A 17,274-nucleotide genomic window follows, 5' to 3' on the forward strand; every position below is an offset into this window, starting at 1 on the left:
GTTATAATTAAATTATTAACAATAAAGGAGCAATTACAATGACAACTTTATTGAATCAAGCTAGAGAAATGTTAACAACTGATGAAAAAATTCTTTTTTATGCAGCATGTTCATTAGACATATTTATTTATCGTTCCGTCGCAAGGCCAGGCCTATTGATTTTAACGGACAAAAGGCTATTCTTTTATGGACCAGATGTAAGTAAGAATCCAATATTTGAAGAGTACTCTTTCGCAAAAATTTCTAATCTAAAAGAACAAAAGCGCCTTTTCAGCAATCAAATTGTATTTATGTATGATACGGAATGGAAAAGAATAAAACATATTCAAACAACTGATGTGAGCTCTTTTGTTCAAAAAATAAAAAATCAGCTCACTAAATAATCATATGATTAGCCCTCTATTTTTTAAATAGAGGGCTTCATTTTAAACATCTTCTCTTTTCCAAAGAGGCCTCACATGAACAATCACTGTACGAATAACTGCTAAAATCGGAACCGATATTAGCAATCCTACAATCCCGGCTATCTCTCCTCCAACTAGTAAGGCAAGCATAATAATAACGGGGTGCATACGAAGCGACTTACCAACGATGTAAGGCGATAAAATGTTACTTTCCAAAAATTGCAAAATAGCAATTGTAATCCCCGCCTTAATGAGTAAACTCGTTGATACCGTTGCCGCAATCATCAACGTGGGAATCGCCCCTAAAATAGGACCAAAGTATGGGATTATATCCGTTACCCCAATAATAATGCCGAGCAGCAATGGATACTTCATACCGATAAACCAAAAAGAAAGAACAGATACTCCCCCTAATACTAAGCAAACAAATAACTGTCCTCGAATATAACTTCCGAGTGATTTATCAATTTCTTTCGCAAGCATTTGACCCGTACTACGCCACTTACTCGGAACTAGTTTCCAAAAGATATGATAAAACTCACCGTAATCTTTTAATATGTAAAATACAATGAACGGAATCAAGAAAATAATGAGCAATGAATCCAGTACACCACGGGCTGTGCTCATAACTTTATTTAAAAGCGTTTGTATCTTCATTTCTACACCAACGAAAATTTGCTTTACCTTTTCATGAATAAATGATGGGAAATTCGCTGTTTGTTCTGTAACGCCATCCATCCAAGAATCATACATTTTTGTGAACTGCGGAAATTGTTCATTAATTTCTTGTAACTGTTTAATAACAACTGGCGTTCCTTTATAAATCCCATAGCCAATCCCGCCAAAGAACAGGATGTAAATGAGCAAAATAGCGAGTGTGCGCGGCATCCCTTCCTTATGAATTTTTTCAATTAAAGGATGCAATAAATACGCAATAAAACAAGCGATAAGAAACGGTGTAATCGCCACTTTACATACAAAAATAATCGGCGCCCATAGTGGCTTGATCTTTAAGAAGACAAGCAAACAAAGAAATACAAGTAACAATAATCCTAAACGGTATATCCAAATGATTTTAAGATTCTTCACACGAAAAACCTCCTCCACCTTTATTTTGAAAATAAATAGGGTAGGTTATGTGCAAAACTTTTAAAATCTTTTCATACAGACCATACTGTTTTGTAAAGACGTACATATACATAACATAACAAGGACAACCATCCCTGAGAATGCAGCATGAAACAATATAATCAGGAGGACTCATAATGGTTTTATTTATGCTCGTATTATCAGCACTTTTTATGATTCTTGAATGGGTTTGTATCGGATTTGGTATTTGGAAAGGTTTCTTTATTCGTTCCTCACGAAAAGAGAGGGCGAAGCAATTATTTCATTACGGAATGCTTGGTGTTGGGTGTTACGGTCTATCTTATCTCTTCTCTGAAATTGGACTTTTATATTTGCATACGAGCGCATAAAAAAACTCCCTTATCATGAAGGGAGTTTTTTACGTTTATAAATAAGATTTAATCATCTTACGTGCTTTTTTCATATTGCGTTTTGAAAATACATCTTGCTTGCGAGCATATTGATATGCTGCAGCTCCAACACCTAATGCGATTAATGAATTGCGTAGATTCAAAGTAAATCCCCCTTTTCGTTATCCGATCGTTCTTTCATTCTCATCAAATAAATCATCAAGAGAGCTTAATGAACCATCTTCCTCTACTTGATGCGTATGGATTTTCCCCTTTGAAACCGATAATTCGATATAACAATTCCAGCAATAAAATTGGTTGACACCTATTTTTCCGATGTCTTTCCCTTTACAATTTGGACAAATAAACATATGGCTTTCATCTCCTTACAGTCTCCCAGATTCTATTCGCCATTATGTCCAAACCGCATTCATTTATACATTGCTGGAGCCTTTCAACGTTATACGTTTGAAAGTTTCACTATATAATTTCACCTCGTTACATGAAATCATACGGTGAAATGTTTTCCACGTCCATTTCCTCGCCATTAACCGTTACCATCTGCACCTCTCCTTGTGATTCTTGCAAACGACTAGCTAAAGTCGTTTGACGCATTGCATCGTCAAGGCGATTTACACCGGATTGAAAAGCCGCTTCCTCCCCACAAATAATAAGGAATTTCTTACTTCTTGTAATGCCCGTGTAAATTAAATTACGACGTAACATACGGTAGTAGCTCTTTACAATCGGCATAATAACTATTGGAAATTCACTACCTTGTGATTTATGAATCGAGCAGCAATATGCATGGGTAATTTGATTTAAATCCGGCTTTGTATACGTTACTTCGATTCCATCAAATGAAACGATAATCATGTCCTGTTGCTCAACATTTTCTTTTGCATAAAACACCGAAACAATTTCTCCAATATCACCATTAAATACTTGGCTTTCCGGCTGATTGACTAATTGAAGTACTTTATCACCTCTTCGATACACAACGTCACCGTAGGCGATCTCTTTACTTTTTTCTTTTTTCGGATTAAACACTTCTTGAAGAGCTTCATTTAACACATTAATACCTGCTGGTCCGCGGTACATAGGTGCCAACACTTGGACATCTCTTGCGCTAAACCCTTTCGTCTTCGCGTTTTCACATACTTTTTTTACAACTTCAACAATTTGAGCCCCTGCACAGCTGATAAATGAACGATCTTTTTTATTTTGCGCTAAATCCGGTGGAAGTGTTCCGTCTTTTATCGCATGGGCAAGCTGAATAACAGACGACCCTTCCGCCTGACGATAAATTTCTGTAAGTTTTACCGTTGGAATGGCTCCTGCATTTAATAAATCTTTTAACACTTGTCCAGGTCCTACAGATGGCAACTGATCTTCATCACCTACAACGATAACTTGAATATTTGTCGGAAGTGATTTGAATAGCTGATTTGCAAGCCAAATATCTACCATCGAAAACTCATCAATAATGAGTAACTTCCCTTGAACTGGATCGGTTTCATTACGCTGGAAAGACCCTTCTGGCGTCCAACCAAGCAGACGATGAATTGTACAAGCAGGGAGCCCGGTAGATTCACTCATTCGCTTCGCTGCTCTTCCTGTTGGAGCCGTTAATAATATTGGAAATGGATTATCATCACTGTATTCATTCGGATTTAATGATACCCCATGCAAGGACGCGTACATTTCAACAATTCCTTTAATAACTGTTGTTTTCCCCGTACCTGGTCCACCTGTCAATAACATCATCGGCTTATGAAGTGCCGTTTGAATTGCTTCTTGCTGAAACGGTGCATACTGCACCTTCAGCTGTTCTTCAATTTCACCTAATGTTTTTAACATTTCTGCTTCAGGAAATGAAGGGGTTTCCTCTTGATTCATAAGCCTACGAATAGACTTTACAACACCTTTTTCAGAGTAAAATAACGATGCTAAGTACACTCGTTCTTCTTCAATGATGACTTTCCCTTCACTTTGCATCATTTCAACACAGCCTATAATGTCTTCCTCAGTCACTCTACCTTCTTGATTATTTAAAAGTGATATCGTTTCTCTTACAAGTTGATCTTTCCCCATATAAACGTGGCCGAGCTGCAGTGAAACATTCTCTAACGTATAAAAACATCCCGCACGTACACGGTCATCATGATTACCCGATATACCTAACGCACGTCCTATATCATCTGCTCGTCCAAAACCAATCCCGTCCACTTCTTCAATAAGTTGATATGGATTATTACGAATCACTTCTAATGTCATTTCTTTATATTGCTGATAAATTTTAATAGAAAGCTTCGTTCCAAAACCGTAACCATTTAAAAAGCTCATTACTTTCTCTAACCCTTGATGCTCCACAATTGTCTCATATATTTCCTGTGCTTTTTGTTTGTTAACAACACCATTTAACGCATCAGGATCATCCATAATTTTAGAAATGGCATGCTCACCAAGGTGATCTACGATTTTTTCAGCCGTACGCTTTCCAATCCCTTTAAATAAATCGCTCGCTAAATATTGCACCATACCTGCTTTTGTTTGCGGCAATTCTTTTTTAAACGTTTCAACTAAATATTGTTTCCCATACTTCGGGTGGTCTTTAAAATGACCTGTTAATGTAAACACTTCATCTTCATGCATACGGGGAAAATGACCGTTTATCATTACTTTTTTTTCGTCGTATGTTTCATTCGTTTCAATGATTTTCATACTGACAACGGAATAGAGGTTTTCTTCGTTGTGGAAAATGGTATGAAGAACTTGCGCTTTTATAAATTTTTTCTCTTCCTCAAACAAATCCATGGCATGTTGATTTCCCATCTTTCCTCTCCTTCCCGAGTTCTTTTCACCTTAATGAGCAGTACATCCCCCACCTCTTTCACAATCTTTAGATGAGGGGTAACTGCGCATTAAACTATCATTTCACTTTATTCAGCTTCTTGCTCTAATAAACGAATACCATTACCAGCTAAAAAGTGGTCTGGCTGAATTTCAGTTGCTTTCTTAAATAAAGTAAGAGCTTTCTCGTTATTTTCTTCAAATACGTACGCAACACCTAAATTATAATACGCATCTGCATGCTCTTCATCCATTTCTAATACCTTTTCAAAATAAGGTTTTGCCTCTTGAATATGTTCTAGTCGCGCGAAGCAAAGTCCGCATTGGAAAACAGCTTCTACATCGTCTTCATCTAATTCCGTCGCCCTTTGTAAAAACGGTAATGCAAGACGATCATTTCCAAGTTGCACATGTGTAATACCTAACATAAATGTTACATCAGCTGACTGTAAGCCCGATTGCATTGCTTGTTCAAATACAGATTTTGCCTCTGCAAATTGCTCTTGACCGTAATATACGTTTCCTAAGCCATAATAAGCAGCCGCAGATTTATCATCTAACTCTAATGCACGCTTATAAAATAAAATTGCTCGTTCACTATCACCTAATACATCTAATAAATTCGCAAAGTTAATATATCCAAGCGCATCTTTCGGATTTTCTTCGATTGCTTCTGTAAAATTTTTAGCTGCCTCTTCCCAGTTTCCTTCTTGCATATACTGAATACCTGTTTCAAGTTTGTTTGACATGTCCTTCACCTCTACAACAAATTATAACAAAGAATGTATTTTCCAAGCGAACGAAAATTCGCTTTATGTAAAAGAAACCTCTAACCGCTAATCGGCAGAGGCTTCTCGTTTTATCCTAAATAATCTAATTTCTTACCACTATGATATACTTCATCAATTGTAGCGCCGCCTAAGCACTCATCTCCATCATAGAAAACAACTGCTTGGCCTGGCGTAATCGCACGAATTGGCTCATCACAAAGAATACGAACTGTATTTTCATCAACAATTTGAACCGTTACTTTATTATCTGCTTGACGATAGCGGAATTTCGCTGTGCATTTAAATTCTGTTTCTTTTGCTTTGTTACTTACCCATCCTACATTCGTAGCGATAACTTCATCACCATATAGAAGTTCATTATGGAATCCTTGATCAACATATAAAATGTTGTCTTTTAAGTTTTTCCCAACAGCGAACCATGGATCACCGTTACCACCAATACCAAGGCCATGACGTTGTCCAATTGTATAGTACATTAAACCGTCATGTTTTCCTTTCACTTCACCAGATAACGTTTGCATCACACCTGGTTGCGCTGGTAAATAGTTACTTAAGAAATCTTTAAAGTTACGCTCGCCAATGAAGCAAATACCAGTACTATCTTTCTTCGCCGCTGTCGCTAAACCAGCTTCTGTCGCCATTTCGCGAATTTGCGGTTTCTTTAATTCACCTAATGGGAACATTGTTTTTGATAATTGCTCTTGGCTTAATTGATTTAAGAAATACGTTTGGTCTTTATTGTCATCAACGCCGCGAAGCATTTTATATTCGCCGTCCATATAAGCAACACGTGCATAATGGCCTGTCGCTACATAATCAGCACCAAGCGCAATTGCATGCTCTAAAAATGCTTTAAATTTAATTTCTTTGTTACACATTACATCTGGGTTTGGTGTACGACCAGCTCGGTACTCATCTAAGAAGTACGTAAATACTTTGTCCCAGTATTGTTTTTCAAAGTTTACTGCATAATACGGAATACCGATTTGGTTACACACTTCAATTACATCATTGTAATCTTCTGTTGCTGTGCAGACACCATTCTCATCTGTATCATCCCAGTTTTTCATAAAAATTCCGATCACATCATAACCTTGCTCTTTTAATAAAAGAGCTGCTACAGATGAATCGACGCCACCGGACATCCCGATGACAACGCGTGTTTCGTGAGGTAGTTTGTTCATCATGTCACCTCCCATGCTAATTTTGTGTTAATCGCTTCACGATTTTCACTGTTTCGTACGCCGCTTTTTCAATTTGCTCTTTCGTATTTCCAAGACCGAAACTAAAGCGTACGGATGAACGTATTTGATCGGAGTCTTTTCCGAACATCGCCACTAATACATGTGATGGATCAATCGAACCAGCTGTACAAGCAGAACCACTTGATACTGCAATGCCAGCTAAGTCTAAGTTCACAAGAAATGGTTCAATGTTCATTCCTGTAAAACTGATATTCAACACATGTGGTAAGCGATATTCCAAGTTTCCGTTTACCTCGAAAGTAATGCCTTCATTTTTGAAGACAGATACCATTATATCTTTAAACTCTTCATATTGGGCATTTTTTTGCTCACGAGTTTTTTCAGCTAAAAGAATTGCATGTTGAAGTCCGACAATACTAGGTACATTTTCAGTACCAGCACGGCGTTTTCTTTCTTGCTCTCCGCCTATTAATAACGGTTCAAATTTCAAATTTGCACTAGCGTATAAGAACCCTACGCCTTTTGGCCCGTTAATTTTGTGCGCTGAAATTGATAATAAATCAATCCCAAACTCTTTCACATTTATTTCTACTAAACCGTAAGCTTGTACCGCATCTGTATGAAAATAAGCTTGATGCTCTTTTAGCAGTTTTCCTATTTCCGCAATCGATTGCATCGTCCCTACTTCATTATTCCCAAACATAATAGATACAAGAATTGTCTCTTCTGTTAATGCCTTTTGTATGTCAGAAAGTTGAACACGCCCCGTTTCATCGACAGGTAAATATGTCACTTCAAACCCTTCACGCTCAAGCAATTCACACGTATGCAAAATCGCATGATGTTCAATTTCCGTCGTTATAATGTGGTTACCTTTATGACGGTTTGCGCGTGCTACACCTATAAGCGCTAAATTATCAGCTTCTGTACCACCGCTCGTGAATATAATTTCATTCGGGTTCGCATGGATGCTTTTTGCACACACGCGTCTCGCCTCATCTACTGCATGGCGCGCTTGACGTCCATAAAAGTGAATACTAGACGGGTTTCCGAATGTTTCTGTCATATATGGAATCATCTTTTCGACCACTTCTGGGTGAGTCGGAGATGTCGCAGCATGATCTAAGTAAATGCGTTCCATTAAATCTCCTTCTTTCCAAATCGTTTCACAAGGAATTAAATGTAAAACATATAGCCCCCGTGATTTTCTTCCTCATAACGCACTAAATCTTCTAAAGTTGTACTATCTAACACTTCTTGCACCGCATCTCGAACACGCATCCATAATTGGCGCTGTGCTGGTTCTTCTTCTTCTATCATTTCTACAACACTAATTGGACCCTCTAGTACACGGATTACATCCCCAGCTGTAATGTTAGCCGGTTGATCAGATAATACATATCCGCCATATGCACCACGCGTACTCTTTACAAGACGAGCGTTACGAAGTGGTGAAATTAATTGTTCTAAGTAATGTTCCGATAAGTCATGTGCCTGTGCGATTGATTTTAATGAAATCGGACCTTCACCAAACTTTTTTGCAAGATCGATCATAATTGTTAAGCCGTAGCGGCCTTTTGTTGAAATCTTCATCTATTTTGCACCTCTTTTCAAATTTTCACTTCTATTGGTTATATCTTATTTATCCCGCTATTTGCGGGCAGTAAAACTCCCACCTCAAAATTCGGCTGGAGCAAAGAAGTTAGGTAGGGGATAAACAAAACCCCCACTGATTAAAGTTTCACTTTATAAAAGAACACAATTTAAAATCCTATGAAATTATAGCATAATATAGTATTATAAGAAATTTCAACTTGTGTATCAAAATGATAACATAAAATCGCATTGAAAAACTCGGAAATTATTAAAATTGAAAGAAAAATGAAAATATTCATATTCATCTTTCCCATAAAACAGCATCCTATTTCAAATTCCACTAAAAAAAATGATACGATAGAATGAGATTATATAGTAAGGGAGACGGTAAAAATGAAACAACCACTCGCACATCGAATGCGCCCTACAAATATTCAAGAAATTATTGGACAACAGCATTTAGTTGGTGAAGGAAAGATTTTATGGCGAATGGTCCAAGCAAATCATTTTCAATCTATGATTTTATACGGTCCTCCAGGTACAGGAAAAACATCAATAGCTAGCGCAATTGCGGGAAGTACTGGAACACCGTTTCGCCTATTAAATGCTGTTACTCACAATAAAAAAGATATGGAAGTTGTCGTACAAGAAGCGAAGATGCATCGACACCTCGTTTTAATTTTAGATGAAGTTCACAGGTTAGATAAGGCGAAACAAGACTTTCTATTACCTCATTTAGAAAGTGGACTCCTTACTTTAATCGGTGCAACGACGAGTAATCCATTCCATGCGATAAACTCTGCTATCCGAAGCAGATGTCAAATCTTCGAGTTACACGCACTAACAGAAGATGATATTTTAATTGGTTTAAAACGAGCTCTTGAAGATAAAGAAAAAGGGCTTGGGGAATATGATGTAACTGTTACGGATGGAGCATTACATCACTTTGCAAATGCATCAGGCGGAGATATGCGTTCAGCTTATAATGCACTTGAATTAGCTGTTTTATCTAGCTTTACAACTGACGACAAAGCTGCGGAAATCACGCTAGAAATCGCAGAAGAATGCTTACAAAAAAAGAGTTTCGTTCATGACAAAGGTGGAGATGCTCATTATGACGTATTATCGGCATTTCAAAAATCAGTGCGCGGAAGTGATGTAAATGCAGCACTTCATTATTTAGCACGCCTTATTGAAGCAGGTGATTTACAAAGTATCGGTAGACGCCTTCTTATTATGGCATATGAAGATATCGGACTTGCTAGCCCGCAAGCTGGACCGCGCACACTTGCAGCGATCGAGTCAGCTGAACGAGTTGGATTCCCAGAGGCACGCATACCACTTGCAAATGCCGTTATCGAGCTATGCCTATCACCAAAATCAAATTCAGCTTATAAAGCACTTGATGCTGCATTGCACGATTTACGTAACGGTCAAACAGGTGACATTCCAGGTCATTTAAAAGACAGTCACTATAAAGGCGCTGAATCGTTAGGTCGAGGCATTGGATACTTATATCCACATGACCATCCAAATGGCTGGGTACACCAACAATACTTACCTGATAAAATAAAAAACAAGCAATATTATAAACCGAAAACAACAGGGAAATTTGAGCAAGCACTTTCTACTGTTTATGAAAGATTACAAAGTTCGAATAAAACGAAAAATAAAGGGTAACATAAACGAAAACGTCACCATTACGGAGGCTTCGCTTATGAAAACACGTCAAGATGCATGGACAAGAGAAGACGATCTCCTTTTAGCAGAAACTGTTTTACGACATATTCGTAGCGGCAGTACACAAATCAAAGCATTCGATGAAGTTGGCGATGCTTTGAACCGCACTTCAGCAGCTTGCGGTTTTAGATGGAATGCTGAAGTACGAGCGAATTACGAAGATGCGGTACAGATTGCAAAAAAACAACGTAAAGAATTAAAACGTTCTGAAGCTAAAATAGAAAAAGAGCAGTTTACACAAACTCAGCAGCTCGTAATCGATGCCGAGTTTTCAGAAAATATCACGCCAAGTCAACAGGAACTTACAATGCAAAATGTCATCTCATTTTTGCAAAACATGGAACATAATAACCCTTCAACCGCAAAGTTGCAAACTGAAAATGAGGTATTACAAGATCAGCTTAATTCCTTGCAAAAAACGAATCATGAACTTGAAGCAAAATTAGCGGTACTCACAAAAAAACAACAAGCAATCGAAGAAGATTATGCAATGCTTGTTAGAATTATGGATCGTGCTCGAAAACTTGTTTCAGTTGAAGAACAAGAAGAACAGATTGCTCCCATTTTCAAAACCGATCAAAACGGGAATTTAGATATTATTTATTCTGCAGAGAATTAAAAACAAGGATGTCACTTTTTTGATTAAGTGACATCCTTGTTTGTTTTCGGTGAACCGTATATAGATATATCGGTAAATGAAATTATATCAACGATTTTTCGAATATATCTATCACAACTTGCAATATATCAACGATTTTTCAAATATATCTATCACAACTTGCAATATATCAACGATTCGAAAAAGAATATCGATTTAACGACAAAAATTGACAATAATATTTCTCCCTGTCATACAAGGAAACTCCCAAAATATATTAGATAATTTTTACTGTAATGTCATTATAACTCTTGGCCTTCTCGTCCTGACTTTAGCTCTTTTCACCATTAACAGTCTAAAAAATACATCCGCCTATAAATCAGATAAATATGATCATTACTTATTAACCTTACTTATATTTGAACTAGTAGTGATGCAAATATCAATAATTCTTTAAAACATAGAAAAAGCATATATCCGAAATGGATATATGCTTTCCTTTTATTCTTGCCCTACACGCTTCACTTCTACATTTTTAATACGCTCACGTACAACGTGACTTGCCATAATTAAGCCTGCCACAGATGGTACGAATGCATTTGAAGAAGGTGGTAATTTCGCCTTACGAATTTTTGCATTTTCGTCTGGTACGATTTCTTTACGTACTTCTTCACGAATTACGATTGGGTTTTCGTCAGAGAAGACAACTTTTACACCTTTTTTAATACCCTCTTTACGAAGCTTCGTACGAATTACTTTCGCAATCGGATCTGTATGTGTTTTAGAAATGTCCGCAATACGGAAACGAGTTGGGTCCATTTTATTTGCTGCACCCATACATGAGATAATTTTAATTTTACGACGTAAACATTGTTTAATTAAATGGATTTTGAACGTAATCGTATCAGATGCATCCACTACGAAATCTAAACCGTGTTTAAAGAACTCTTCATATGTTTCATCTGTATAAAACATTTCTAATCCAATTACTTCACATTCGGGATTAATGTCTGCAATACGCTCTTTCATTAATTCTACTTTTGAACGTCCTACAGTAGATACTAATGCGTGAATTTGACGGTTTACGTTTGTAATATCTACAACGTCTTTATCAACTAATACGAGACGTCCTACGCCAGAACGTGCTAACGCTTCAGCTGAAAATGATCCTACGCCGCCAATTCCTAAAATACCGACTGTACTATTTTTTAATATTTCAAGTCCTTCTTTACCGAAGGCTAATTCATTACGTGAAAATTGATGTAACATTCAGCTCTACACTCCTATTACAAAAATGGTCTACCATGTATTCTAGCGTTTTTCCGACTATTTGTATAGAAAAAGTTATAGAATTCCTAAAAATACATATTTCAAACAAAAACATAATATAAACCGGACTTTTATTTCTTCCTACATACACGTTTTAAAAGGAGGATTCAGAGGGCCGAGCAGATCGAGGCGCTGATGCTAGGAGGAGCGCAGTGTAGCTTTACTACTCGAGCACCGGACTGGCGAAGCAACGACGAAATGCGACAGTTATTTAAACCGGACTTTTTAAACTTCCTCTCAAAAAAAGTCTAGACGGCTATAGTATAACCATCTAGACCCTATTCTTACTTCTCTTCTTTCAAGCTTAATTTTAAGTTCAGTTCTTCAAGCTGAGCTTCTGCAACTGGGCTTGGAGCTTCTGTTAATAAGCAGCTTGCGCTTGCTGTTTTCGGGAATGCAATTGTATCACGAAGGTTCGTACGACCTGCAAGTAACATAACAAGACGGTCTAAACCTAATGCAATTCCGCCGTGTGGTGGTGTACCGTATTCGAATGCTTCTAATAAGAATCCGAATTGTTCTTGCGCTTCTTCTTGTGAGAATCCAAGTGCTTTAAACATTTTTTCTTGTACGTCACGCTCGTAAATACGAAGTGATCCGCCACCAAGCTCATAACCGTTTAATACAAGGTCATATGCTTGTGCACGTGCTTTTTCTGGTGCTGTTTCTAATAGCTCAACGTCTTCACGGAATGGCATTGTGAATGGGTGGTGAGCTGCGAAGTAACGATCTGCATCTTCATCGTACTCAAGAAGTGGCCAATCAGTTACCCATAGGAAGTTAAATTTACTTTCATCTATTAACTCAAGCTCTTTACCTAAACGTAAACGAAGTGCACCTAAGCTATCTGCAACAACGCTTTTCTTATCTGCTACGAATAGTAATAAATCGCCAGCAGTAGCTTCTAATGTACTCATTAACGCTTTTGCATCTTCTTCGCCGAAGAATTTCGCAATCGGTCCTTTTAAGCCGTCTTCTTCCACTTTAAGCCAAGCTAGACCTTTTGCACCGTATACTTTTACGAATTCAGTTAATGCATCAATGTCTTTACGAGAGTATTTGCTTGCGGCACCTTTTGCATTAATTGCTTTTACTTGTCCGCCGCTTTCTACAGCACTTGTAAATACTTTAAATCCACAATCTGCTGCAAATTCAGATAGGTCTGTTAGTTCCATTTCAAAGCGTGTATCTGGCTTATCAGAACCGTAGCGAGCCATTGCATCAGCATATTTCATACGAGGGAATGGTGCACTAACTTCTACACCTTTTGCATCCTTCATGACTTTCGTCATCATACGCTCCATCATATCTAAAATTTCATCTTGCGTTAAGAATGAAGCTTCGATATCGATTTGCGTGAATTCTGGTTGACGATCCGCACGTAAATCTTCGTCACGGAAACAACGTGCTACTTGATAGTAACGCTCAAATCCGCCGACCATAAGAAGTTGTTTAAATAATTGTGGTGACTGTGGTAATGCATAGAATTCACCGTCGTGTACACGGCTTGGTACTAAATAGTCACGAGCTCCTTCTGGTGTGCTCTTCGTTAAAATTGGAGTTTCAACTTCTAAGAAGTCTTCTGTATCTAGGAAGTTACGAATTGTTTTCGTTACGTCGTGACGCATTTTGAATGTGTTAAACATTACAGGACGACGTAAATCTAAGTAACGATATTTTAAACGCACATCTTCTGATGCATCTGTATCATCAGCGATAATGATTGGTGTTGTTTTCGCTGCGTTTAATACGTTTACTCTCGTTGCTTGTACTTCAATACGACCAGTTGCCATATTGTCATTAATTGCGCCTTCACCACGTTCAACAACTGTACCTTCTACGTGCAATACGTATTCACTACGAATCGTTTCTGCTACTTCTAGTGCTTCTTTTGATGTTTCTGGGTTAAATACGACTTGCACGATACCTGTACGGTCACGTAAATCGATGAAGATTAATCCACCTAAGTCACGACGTTTTTGTACCCAACCTTTTAATTGAACTGTTTGTCCAACAGCTTCTACTGTTACTTTTCCACATGCATGTGTTCTTTCAGCCACTGTAAGTTCCCCCTATATTAATTTCTCTGCTACGTATGAAGCAAATACATCTAATGCTACTTCTTCTTGTCCGCCTGTTGCCATATCTTTTAAGTTAATGATGCCTTTATCTAGCTCATCTTCCCCTAATACAGCTACAAATTTCGCATTTAAACGATCTGCTGATTTAAATTGTGCTTTCATTTTGCGATCTAAATAATCTTTTTCGACTGATAATCCAGCTTTACGAAGATCAAACGCAACTTTCGCAGCATGGTCTTTCGCTTTTTCACCAAGAGCTACAACGTAACAATCAATACTATGTTCAATTGGTAACTCAATGTTCTCAGCTTTTAGCGCCATAATTAGACGTTCAATACTCATTGCAAAACCGATACCTGGCATTTCTGGTCCACCGATTTCTTGTACAAGTCCATTATAACGGCCACCACCGCTTAATGTAGTGATAGCACCGAAACCTTCTGCCTCACTCATAATTTCAAAAACAGTGTGTTGATAGTAGTCTAAACCACGCACTAAGTTTGGATCTTTTTCAAATGGAACATCCATCATCGTTAATAGTTCTTGAACTTTATCGTAGTATACTGCTGAATCTTCGTTTAAGTATTCTGTAATAGATGGTGCTGTACCCATTAATTCATGGTTACGGTCCTTCTTACAGTCTAAAATACGAAGTGGATTCTTTTCTAAGCGAGATTGGCAATCAGAGCAGAACTCGCCGATGCGTGGCTCAAAATGAGCGATTAATGCATCGCGGTGCGCTTGACGGCTCGCTGCATCACCTAAGCTGTTTAATACAACTTTAATATTTTTTAAGCCCATGCCGCGGTAAAACTCTACAGCAAGTGCAATTACTTCTGCATCAATTGCAGGGTCGTTACTACCGATTGCTTCAATACCGAATTGTACGAATTGACGATAGCGACCTGCTTGTGGTCTTTCGTAACGGAACATTTGACCGATATAGTATAACTTTGTTGGTTGCGTTGCGTCACCGAACATTTTGTTTTCAACGTAAGAACGTACAACAGGTGCAGTACCTTCTGGACGTAATGTTAAACTGCGCTCACCACGATCTTGGAATGAATACATTTCTTTTTGTACGATATCTGTCGTATCACCAACACCACGTAAAAATAACTCAGTGTGTTCAAAAATTGGTGTGCGAATTTCTTTATAATTGTAACGACGGCAAATTTCGCGTGCTTGCCCTTCGATATACTGCCATAACTCAACAGTGCCTGGAAGAATATCTTGCGTTCCGCGTGGGATTTGAATAGACATATTCAGTTCCTCCTCAAATTGTTTTAATCTTAATAAAAATAAAAAAACTCCCGCCTCTACTGTTTGAACAGTAGGGACGAGAGTATTATACCCGTGGTGCCACCCTAATTGAAGCACGTATGCTTCCACTTTTTTAATAACGCTTAAATGTGCGTTCATCCCTACTAAGCATATATGCCGTTCAAGTTGAAACCTCTAGAGTGTCATTCAATCAGTCATCATGTAGAAATGTTTTCAGCCTAAGACATCTCTTCTCTTTCCATGTGTATCTCATTTACTCTTCTCTATCAACGGTTATATTCATATGTAAATATAAAATTACTATACGTTTGTTGAGTACGATTGTCAAGTGTTCTAAGAGCGTTCAATCTGCTTCTTAAGACGCTTTACATCTTGAAGAGAAATTCCAAACTCAGAAGCAAGCTCCATCGAAGTATTGTTTTGTTCTTTTGAAATAAAATCATGAAAATTCACGTTAAACAGTTGATTTGCACCGTTTGTAACAGAATGCCCTTTTTCATTCATACGCATACGTATATCCCTCACATTCAATATGGATGTTTTACTTTTTATTGTTCCATATTGATCAGGTAGTTATACGTATAAACGAATAACGTTATTCCATACCACTTTTATATAAATAATCCGCTCTTTGAATCATAAAGGTTGTTACAACCATTGCTGCTATTACAAATACTGCCCAAGTACTGTAACTTAGCACTGCGAAAGTAACTCCTAATGCATGTAAAAAAATAGCTAAGCTAAATCGCAATGAAAATTTCAAATCTTTAAAGATTGACCAATTCATGTACTATCTCCCCTTTTCACACATACATCCGAATGTTTTTACCATTTTTTACATTATACTATATAATGGATAACCCAAGCTATTGATTCCAAATCAACATCAGCATTCGATTTATAACAATAATAGTTACCAATCCACTCGCCAGCATAGGATGCTTCAAATGATACAACGCTGCAACATCCGCTTCAAACATGATAATCTCTAACAATACATGCAATATACCTTGTACTTCTCATTCTGCATGCGGAGCTCCAAATAGCTCCCAAATGACTGCAACAACAATCGAAAAAATAATAGCAAGTGTAATTTTTATAGCCGTTATTGTTCCTACCCGAAATCCCCAGTATCCAACAATCCCAAGAACACATAACTCTAGCATAAAACGTAAAGTTATATTGAATTCTTGAAGCATGCTACACCTTCTTTTCCTTTTATTCCCCTTCGAATTAATCCTATGATAAAGTGAAACTTTAATCAGTGGGGGTTTTGTTCATCCCCCACTGATTATCAGCCCTCACCAATCGGGCTTTTACGGGCAGCCCGACCCCCACCTAACTTCTTTGCTTCCGCTGAATTTTGAGGTGGGGTTCTTACTGCCCACAAATAGCGGGATAAATGAACAAAACATACAACAAAGTATAAAAAAGAGAGGATTATATAATCCTCTCTTCTTGGGCCATACTATTTACTTTCCACAATTAAGGTCACCGGACCATCATTGATTAAAGAAACGTCCATCATTGCACCGAACTTCCCTGTTTCTACATGCAATCCTTGTTTACGAACTTCTTCATTAAAGAAATCGTATAAATGCTCTGCATAGTCAGGTTTCGCAGCATCCATAAAGTTTGGACGTCTTCCCTTGCGGCAATCGCCATATAATGTGAATTGCGAAATTGATAGAACTTGTCCTTCTACATCGAGTACAGAATGGTTCATCTTTCCGCTCTCATCTTCAAAGATGCGTAAGTTCGCGATTTTTTCTGCAATGTACGTTGCATCTTTTTCAGTATCTTCATGCGTAATGCCAACTAGTAATGTTAAACCGAATGGAATTTGTCCTACAATCTCACCATCTACTGTGACAGACGCCTCTTTTGATCGTTGTAAAACAACTCTCATCTTTTC

General features: G+C 37.7%; 18 protein-coding genes, 1 pseudogene and 1 other annotated feature. Of the genes and pseudogenes, 4 read left to right on the plus strand and 15 right to left on the minus strand.

Going from position 1 to position 17,274, the window contains the following annotated elements; translation table 11 throughout:
- The first annotated feature begins 38 nt into the window (after window positions 1–38).
- The gene (locus JDS92_RS08680) at window positions 39–383 is read left to right on the plus strand and encodes a PH domain-containing protein (RefSeq protein ID WP_199631820.1); all 345 of its coding nucleotides are present in this window, start codon (window positions 39–41) and stop codon (window positions 381–383) included.
- 42 nt (window positions 384–425) lie between these two features.
- Here the strand turns inward: JDS92_RS08680 and JDS92_RS08685 are convergent, their stop codons facing one another.
- Window positions 426–1,493, minus strand: a complete 1,068-nt coding sequence (locus JDS92_RS08685; protein ID WP_000793112.1) for an AI-2E family transporter — start codon at window positions 1,491–1,493, stop codon at window positions 426–428.
- 176 nt (window positions 1,494–1,669) lie between these two features.
- Between JDS92_RS08685 and JDS92_RS08690 the strand changes: the two genes are divergently transcribed.
- Window positions 1,670–1,882, plus strand: a complete 213-nt coding sequence (locus tag JDS92_RS08690) for a hypothetical protein (protein ID WP_000242555.1) — start codon at window positions 1,670–1,672, stop codon at window positions 1,880–1,882.
- A 35-nt stretch (window positions 1,883–1,917) separates the two neighbouring features.
- Here JDS92_RS08690 and JDS92_RS08695 read toward each other — a convergent pair whose 3' ends face one another.
- From JDS92_RS08695 to cymR, 7 genes are all read right to left on the minus strand, one after another.
- Window positions 1,918–2,046, minus strand: a complete 129-nt coding sequence (locus tag JDS92_RS08695; RefSeq protein WP_001053553.1) for a YrzQ family protein — start codon at window positions 2,044–2,046, stop codon at window positions 1,918–1,920.
- 18 nt (window positions 2,047–2,064) lie between these two features.
- Window positions 2,065–2,253, minus strand: coding sequence for a hypothetical protein (locus JDS92_RS08700; RefSeq protein ID WP_000469281.1), 189 nt, complete (start codon window positions 2,251–2,253; stop codon window positions 2,065–2,067).
- Window positions 2,254–2,380: 127 nt separating this feature from the next.
- Window positions 2,381–4,717 (minus strand): SF1B family DNA helicase RecD2, encoded by a 2,337-nt coding sequence (recD2, locus tag JDS92_RS08705; RefSeq protein WP_199631821.1) that lies wholly within the window; start codon window positions 4,715–4,717, stop codon window positions 2,381–2,383.
- Window positions 4,718–4,824: 107 nt separating this feature from the next.
- Window positions 4,825–5,484, minus strand: coding sequence for a tetratricopeptide repeat protein (locus tag JDS92_RS08710; protein ID WP_000066402.1), 660 nt, complete (start codon window positions 5,482–5,484; stop codon window positions 4,825–4,827).
- 110 nt (window positions 5,485–5,594) lie between these two features.
- Window positions 5,595–6,710, minus strand: coding sequence for a tRNA 2-thiouridine(34) synthase MnmA (gene mnmA, locus JDS92_RS08715; protein ID WP_001038014.1), 1,116 nt, complete (start codon window positions 6,708–6,710; stop codon window positions 5,595–5,597).
- Between the two features lie 16 nt (window positions 6,711–6,726).
- The gene (locus JDS92_RS08720) at window positions 6,727–7,872 is read right to left on the minus strand and encodes a cysteine desulfurase family protein (protein ID WP_000439899.1); all 1,146 of its coding nucleotides are present in this window, start codon (window positions 7,870–7,872) and stop codon (window positions 6,727–6,729) included.
- 35 nt (window positions 7,873–7,907) lie between these two features.
- Complete coding sequence (cymR, locus tag JDS92_RS08725) at window positions 7,908–8,324, minus strand: cysteine metabolism transcriptional regulator CymR (RefSeq protein WP_000704116.1); 417 nt, start codon at window positions 8,322–8,324, stop codon at window positions 7,908–7,910.
- A 396-nt stretch (window positions 8,325–8,720) separates the two neighbouring features.
- Here cymR and JDS92_RS08730 point away from each other — a divergent pair, with 396 nt between their 5' ends.
- Both JDS92_RS08730 and JDS92_RS08735 read left to right on the plus strand, forming a co-directional pair.
- Window positions 8,721–10,007, plus strand: coding sequence for a replication-associated recombination protein A (locus tag JDS92_RS08730; protein ID WP_000812925.1), 1,287 nt, complete (start codon window positions 8,721–8,723; stop codon window positions 10,005–10,007).
- A 37-nt stretch (window positions 10,008–10,044) separates the two neighbouring features.
- The gene (locus tag JDS92_RS08735; RefSeq protein WP_199631822.1) at window positions 10,045–10,686 is read left to right on the plus strand and encodes an RsfA family transcriptional regulator; all 642 of its coding nucleotides are present in this window, start codon (window positions 10,045–10,047) and stop codon (window positions 10,684–10,686) included.
- Window positions 10,687–11,166: 480 nt separating this feature from the next.
- Here JDS92_RS08735 and JDS92_RS08740 read toward each other — a convergent pair whose 3' ends face one another.
- From JDS92_RS08740 to JDS92_RS08770, 7 genes and pseudogenes are all read right to left on the minus strand, one after another.
- A complete protein-coding gene (locus JDS92_RS08740) occupies window positions 11,167–11,934 on the minus strand; it encodes a tRNA threonylcarbamoyladenosine dehydratase (protein WP_000903182.1) in 768 nt (255 codons plus the stop codon).
- Window positions 11,935–12,278: 344 nt separating this feature from the next.
- Entirely contained in the window at window positions 12,279–14,054 is a 1,776-nt protein-coding gene (gene aspS / locus JDS92_RS08745; RefSeq protein ID WP_000840918.1) for an aspartate--tRNA ligase, read from the minus strand.
- 12 nt (window positions 14,055–14,066) lie between these two features.
- The gene (gene hisS / locus JDS92_RS08750; protein WP_033657340.1) at window positions 14,067–15,338 is read right to left on the minus strand and encodes a histidine--tRNA ligase; all 1,272 of its coding nucleotides are present in this window, start codon (window positions 15,336–15,338) and stop codon (window positions 14,067–14,069) included.
- Between the two features lie 69 nt (window positions 15,339–15,407).
- Window positions 15,408–15,638: a binding site (T-box leader), on the minus strand.
- 54 nt (window positions 15,639–15,692) lie between these two features.
- Entirely contained in the window at window positions 15,693–15,869 is a 177-nt protein-coding gene (locus JDS92_RS08755; RefSeq protein ID WP_001242605.1) for a hypothetical protein, read from the minus strand.
- Between the two features lie 85 nt (window positions 15,870–15,954).
- The gene (locus JDS92_RS08760) at window positions 15,955–16,146 is read right to left on the minus strand and encodes a hypothetical protein (RefSeq protein WP_001104578.1); all 192 of its coding nucleotides are present in this window, start codon (window positions 16,144–16,146) and stop codon (window positions 15,955–15,957) included.
- 79 nt (window positions 16,147–16,225) lie between these two features.
- Window positions 16,226–16,558, minus strand: a pseudogene (locus tag JDS92_RS08765) (YrdB family protein).
- A 269-nt stretch (window positions 16,559–16,827) separates the two neighbouring features.
- Entirely contained in the window at window positions 16,828–17,268 is a 441-nt protein-coding gene (locus JDS92_RS08770) for a D-tyrosyl-tRNA(Tyr) deacylase (RefSeq protein ID WP_001266954.1), read from the minus strand.
- Between the last annotated feature and the right edge of the window lie 6 nt (window positions 17,269–17,274).

The organism is Bacillus cereus group sp. N12, assembly GCF_016483575.1.
Lineage (GTDB): Bacteria > Bacillota > Bacilli > Bacillales > Bacillaceae_G > Bacillus_A > Bacillus_A toyonensis.